This window comes from Streptomyces sp. NPDC002853 (assembly GCF_053591915.1).
On record NZ_JBSFUS010000027.1, the window covers coordinates 23,364 to 29,363 of the forward strand.

Here is a 6,000-nt window from a genome sequence, read left to right on the forward strand (position 1 = left end):
AGCCCTCGAAGTCCTGCCGCGCCCCATCATCTCTCTCCTGGCACACGCTAGCGGGTCGATGTTGCGCTGTGATGACCGCCCGATGCAGGAAGTGACGACAGCCTCAACATACGTGCACGGACCTGGCCCTATGCCCAGACCAGGACGTACGCAGGGGCGGGACGCACATCCTGCCCAGGGCATACGTTCGAAACAAGCCCCCGGACGGCCCGCCGAGGCCGGAAAACCGGCCGGAAGACGCCCCGGCGGGTGCCCCCGGAAAAGCCGGGGAAACGCCGAAGCCCTCCCGTCGGATGACGGGAGGGCTTCGTACGCGCTGTGCAGCTGTCGCTTACTTCTTGTTGCGACGCTGAACGCGGGTGCGCTTCAGCAGCTTGCGGTGCTTCTTCTTGGCCATCCGCTTACGCCGCTTCTTGATAACAGAGCCCACGACTACCCTCGCTCACTTCTCTTCACTCGGTGCGGGGCAGCTGACTGGGCCCACACGACCTACGTCGGCCCTAGCCTACCCGTCCCCGGGTGAGGGACGTAATCGAGGGGGATCGACCGGCTCCGGTCAGCCCGCCTCGACTCCTACATAGGACTCGCGGAGGTACTCGTGAACCGCCTGCTCCGGGACCCGGAAGGACCTCCCGACCCGGATGGCGGGCAGATGACCGCTGTGCACCAAGCGGTACACGGTCATCTTGGACACTCGCATCACCGAGGCGACTTCCGCCACGGTCAGGAACTGAACCTCGTTCAGCGGCCTCTGGTTATCAGCCATGACACCCCACCTGAACCTTCCGCACATGACGGGCACCGGCTTCCCCTTCCGGTGACTCTTCGTCGCTGCGCGCTCACTCCCCAGACTAGGGGCGGATGATGCGAGTGGGGAAGAGGAGTAGCGATCGGCCGCCTACTGTGACAGACACGCTCGATTGAGTACATAGCGAGTAAGCGGTCGGTAGTAATCAGACCGCACAGCGTCATCAAGCGGAACGACGACGGACACCTGCCCCTCGGCCTCTCCGACGAACAGCGCGGGATCGTCCGTATCCGCCAGACCGATCGCCTCAAACCCCAGCTGACCTGCCCCGCAGACCCATCCGTGGTCGCCGATCACGAGCTCGGGAAGCGGTCCGTCGGCCTCCGCTGCGGCCGCGAGAGCGGCTCGAACCGGGAGCGGGGAGTGGGTGTGTGCGCCGGTCTCACTCCCGGTGGGACGCGCGCCGGGTTCCCGCACCAGCGCGACTCCTTGTACGTAGTCAAGGTTGTACGTGCGTAGGCCGAACCGGGTCGTTATGTCGACACTGCTGCCCTGCGCGGGGGTGAGGACGGTGCACCCGGCCGCCGACAAAGCGTCCGCCAGGGCGGCGTAGAAACCGAGGAGCCGGTGCGGATGTCCCGTCCCGAAGAGCACGGGGAGCCGCCCTCGCACCGCCTCGGCGAGCCTCTCGGCGAAGGCGTCCAGCGCGACCAACGTCCGCTCCGGGTCGATGACATCGACCCCCGAGGTGTGCCCCGGGTCGGCGGACACCCCGCACTTGTCGGCCATGAGGCCGAGCAGGTCACCGGGCCCCCAACTCCACTCGGGGTCGAGGCCGAGCAGTATCCGCGGGTCCCGGGCCGCGAAGAGCCGATAGCTCCGCAGGCTCTCCTCCCGCGTGGTGGCCACGGGCCCGGCCAACCGGGCGGCCAACAGATGCGCACGCAACGCTCCGGTGCTCAACACGCTGTGAGCGTGGCGCAGGAAACGCCCCCATACCTCCAAAACCCCGAAAAACCCCCACAGTTGGGCTAACGAAAGTACGCTCGCCTGCCGCCCCCGTTGTGGGCAGGCGTTCCGCAGGGCGGAACGGGTGGGCACAACACCGAAATTACGGGGCACAGATGAACAGGACGCCCGCCGAGGACCGGGGTCTGGGGCGGAGCCCCAGTTTCGGGAAGGGACGGGATCGTGGAAAGCCCCGCAGGGCCCGCCCGAACCGCACCGCCCCTACGGCAACAGCCCCCGCAGCGGAAACGCAGCCCGCCGAGCAGCAAGCACGGCCTGGTCGAGCCGATCCGCAGGGTCGTACCCGTCCTCCCACTCCGCCCAGGAGACAGGCCACCGCCCATCAGTCATCCGCCCCGGCGCCAACTGCCGCGTCCGAGCGAAGACTTCCTGCCGCCAGGCCTCGGGGATCTCCGCCGACGGCAGCACCTCCCGCCCCGCGGCGATGGCGGTCAGATGCGTCCAGGACCGAGGCACCACGTCCACCACGGCGTACCCGCCCCCGCCCAGCGCGACCCACCGCCCATCGGCGTACGAGTGCGCCAACTCATGGCAGGCCACCTGCACGGCCCTCTGCGCATCAAGCGAAACGGCAAGGTGCGCAAGCGGATCCTCGAAGTGCGTGTCAGCCCCGTGCTGCGTGACCAGAACCTGCGGCCGAAAGTCCGCGAGCAACTCAGGCACCACAGCGTGAAACGCCCGCAGCCAGCCCGCGTCCCCCGTCCCCGCCGGCAGCGCGACATTGACGGCCGACCCCTCCGCGGACCCGGCGGCCCCCGTCTCCTCGGGCCACCCCGTCTGCGGGAACAACGTCCGCGGATGCTCGTGCATCGAGATCGTCAGAACCCGCGGATCGTCCCAGAAGGACGCCTGCACCCCGTCCCCGTGGTGCACGTCCACATCCACATACGCGACCCGCTCCGCACCCAGCTCCAGCAGCCTGGCGATCGCCAACGACGCGTCGTTGTAGATACAGAACCCCGAGGCGGACCCCGGCATCGCATGATGCAGCCCACCCGCGAAGTTCACCGCGTGCAGCGCTTCCCCGCGCCACACCGCCTCGGCCGCACCGACCGACTGCCCGGCGATCAGCGCCGACACCTCGTGCATCCCCGCGAAGGCGGGATCATCCGCGGTCCCGAGGCCATAGCTGCCGTCCGCCGACGCCGGATCGGCGGACGCGGCCTTGACCGCCTCCACATAGTCCTCGCGATGCACGAGCCGCAACGTCGAGTCACCGGCACGCTTGGCCGCGACCACTTCCAGCTCGCGGTCGAGCCCGAAGGCACCGACCAGGCTTCTGGTCAGCGCGAGCCGGACCGGGTCCATGGGGTGCTCAGGACCGAAGTCATAGCCCGTTACTGCCTCGTCCCACATCAGCTGTGCGTGGCCGCTCATGCCCGTCACCGTATCTGTCCGCTCCGGCGGCGAAAGACCGGGCGTACAACAAGGTCACGAGCACCAACACCATGGGAACGAGCATCGCCCCGCGGTAGTTCCAGGCGTCCCCCAGCGCACCCACCAGCGGTGAACCGATCAGGAACCCCACGTAGTTGAAGATGTTGAGCCGCGCGACAGCGGCGTCCGAGGCCCCGGGGAAGAGCCTCCCCGCCGCGGCGAACGTCTGCGGAACGATCACGCACAGCCCGAGCCCGAGCACCGTGAAGCCGAGAATCCCGACCCACGCCCCGGGCGCCACCGCCACGACCGCGAACCCGAGAGCGCCCACCACCGACCCGGCCCGCACCACGGCCACGGCCCCGAACCGCCGTACACCCAGGTCCCCGAGGCCCCGCCCCAGCAGGGTCATGACCATGTAGACGTTGTAAGGGACCGTCGAGACCTCTTCCGAACTCCCCAGCACGTCCTGCAGATACTTCGCGCTCCAGTTGGAGACGGTCGAATCCCCGATGTACGCGAAGGTCATCACCAGGCAGAGCGGCAGGAGCAACTTGAAGACGACCGGCCCGCCCTTCCCCTCCCCGGCCTCATCCGAATCCCCCGCGCCCCCCGCGTCCTTGGCATCGACGTACCACCGGCTCCCCACGAGCGCCCCCGGCAGCAGCACCACGACCACCGGCAGATACGAGACGAAGAGCGACAGATCCCAGTGCGCCCCCGCCCACGCGATCGACGCGCCCGCGATCCCGCCCAAGCTGTACGCCGCGTGAAACCCCAGCATGATGCTGCGCCCGTACGCCCGCTGAAGGCTCACCCCGAGCATGTTCATGGACGCGTCGAGAGCCCCCACCGAGAGCCCGAAGGCCCCGAGCGCCACGGCCACTTGCCACAGGGCGTCGCCCGCGCCGACCCCGAGCAGCGACAGCAGCACCACGGGCTGCGCCCACCGCAGCACCCGGCTGGGCGCCAACCTCTTGACCAGCCACTCCGTGCCGACGCTCCCGACACCCGCGAGGATCGGCACCGCGGCGAGGAACACCGGCAGCAGACCGTCGGATATCCCGTACCGATCCTGAATGGCGGGGATTCGCGTCACCAGCAACGCGAAGGTGACACCCTGCACCAGGAAGCTGAACGCCAAAGAGGCCCTGCCGCGCCGCAGCTCATCCGTCATGGCTGCAGAGCGTAGGACCCCTGTCTACCGGTGGGTAGACAGATCACCCACCCAATTCCACGTCTTGCGTCACCGCCCGAGCGCGGCGACCTCCGCGCTCACCTTCTTCTCCATCGGATCGACGACCAGCCGCCCGCTCGCCACCACCGTCGCCGTGATGGTGACGCCCGCGATCACGCCGCCGAGCCACACCATGGTGTCCACCGGCAGCGTGTACGCCCCCACGGCCCGCACCGCGGCCTCACCGAACAGCGCGACACCCCACATCACCGAGAACCTACGTTCCATCCGCGCGAACCGCCCCCGCTCGGCGATCAACCGTTCCCACACAGCCGTCCGCACCGGATTCCCCTTGGTCACCCAGGGCTTGAGCCCCACGGTCATCAGCGGCCGGCCCCCGGCCACGGACACCAGTACGGCGATCCCGATCGTCGCCGTGATCCCGCTGTCCTTGGCGAGCATCAGCCGCGGGTCACCGGCCAGCAGGCTGAGCAGCAGCCCGACGATGTTGGCGGCCAGGATGAGCGCCGCGAGGCCATTGACCCGCCGCTCCTTGACCACGCTCCACAGCGTCCGCCCGGCGGGCACCACGCTGCTCCAGGCGAGCGCCGCCATCGTCCCCATCCCAAAGCCCTTGCTGAACAGGTAGTACGAGGCCGTCGGCACCACCGCGTCCAGCACGAGCGGCTTCAGCGACTCCCAACGGGACTGCCGGACGCGGGATTCCGCGGGATCGGCGAGCTGGCACGTTGCGCTCATGGCGTTGGGTCCTCCGTCGTCACTGGCACTGGCACTGGCACTGGGTACGTTCGGTTCGTTCTCGACGTACTCAGCTTCGCGGCGACCACCCGTCGCCCGACAGAAACGATCGTCCGGACCTCTCGATGACAAATGTCAGGCCACTCCCACGGCCCCCGTCATACGAGCAGGTCAGGCAACTCCCCCATGTCTCCGAAGAGTTCAGTGGCCCCCGAAAGCCGCTCGGCCGGCGTCATGGCGGTGAACCCGAACACGTCCATGCCGGCCGCCACAGCGGCCCTCACTCCCAAGGGGCTGTCCTCGACCACCACACACTTCTCGGGCGCCACCCCCATCCGCTCGGCGGCGTACAGAAACAGATCGGGAGCCGGCTTCCCCCGTCCCACATCCTCGGAGCTGAAGATCCGCTCGTCGTCGAACCACCGGTCGAGTCCGGTCCGCCGATGACCGACGCGAATCCGCTCATGGCTCCCGGACGAGGCAAGGCAATACGGCACTCCGCCGGCCACCAGCTTCTCCAGTACGTCGACGGCCCCCGCCACGGGCTCCAACTCCCGCTCGAAGGCAGTGAATACACGAGCGTGGAAGGTCACATCGAAATCCTCGGGCAGCCGCTGTCCACTGCGCTCAAGAACAAGGTCGTGTACGCGATGCACGGCGGCCCCCATGTAGTCACGCAGGGAGTCCTCATACGTGGTGGGGTGGCCGAGTTCGGTCAGATAGGAGGCCAAGATGGTGTTGGAAAGCGGTTCGCTGTCCACGAGAACACCGTCATTGTCGAAGATGACCAGGTCGTAGCGCATAACTCGACCCTAAACGCAGAAAACCCCCGCACCCAGAGGGTGCGGGGGTTTCCCGTTAATAATAGTTCGGCGGCGTCCTACTCTCCCACAGGGTCCCCCCTGCAGTA

The 6,000-nt window shown here is 68.1% G+C and carries 7 protein-coding genes; all 7 read right to left on the reverse strand.

Translation table 11 applies throughout. The annotated features are described in order from the left end of the window. Positions 1-331: 331 nt before the first annotated feature. Positions 332-430 carry a 30S ribosomal protein bS22 gene (locus tag ACWD02_RS41880; RefSeq protein WP_003948845.1) on the reverse strand — a complete coding sequence of 33 codons (99 nt, stop codon included), beginning with the start codon at positions 428-430 and terminating at the stop codon, positions 332-334. Positions 431-556: 126 nt separating this feature from the next. Continuing rightward, on the reverse strand, positions 557-766 hold the full coding sequence (locus ACWD02_RS41885) for a helix-turn-helix domain-containing protein (RefSeq protein ID WP_157996488.1): 210 nt from the start codon (positions 764-766) through the stop codon (positions 557-559). Positions 767-898: 132 nt separating this feature from the next. After that, positions 899-1,714: a phosphatase gene (locus tag ACWD02_RS41890; protein ID WP_451221921.1), complete on the reverse strand. Its 816-nt coding sequence runs from the start codon at positions 1,712-1,714 to the stop codon at positions 899-901. A 264-nt stretch (positions 1,715-1,978) separates the two neighbouring features. Continuing rightward, a complete protein-coding gene (locus ACWD02_RS41895; RefSeq protein WP_451221924.1) occupies positions 1,979-3,154 on the reverse strand; it encodes an acetoin utilization protein AcuC in 1,176 nt (391 codons plus the stop codon). Then, entirely contained in the window at positions 3,105-4,331 is a 1,227-nt protein-coding gene (locus ACWD02_RS41900) for an MFS transporter (RefSeq protein WP_451221927.1), read from the reverse strand. The genes ACWD02_RS41895 and ACWD02_RS41900 overlap by 50 nt, the downstream gene beginning before the upstream one ends. Positions 4,332-4,400: 69 nt before the next feature. Then, entirely contained in the window at positions 4,401-5,090 is a 690-nt protein-coding gene (locus ACWD02_RS41905) for a VC0807 family protein (RefSeq protein ID WP_451221930.1), read from the reverse strand. Positions 5,091-5,248: 158 nt separating this feature from the next. Further along, entirely contained in the window at positions 5,249-5,893 is a 645-nt protein-coding gene (locus tag ACWD02_RS41910; RefSeq protein ID WP_451221933.1) for an HAD family hydrolase, read from the reverse strand. Positions 5,894-6,000 lie beyond the last annotated feature (107 nt).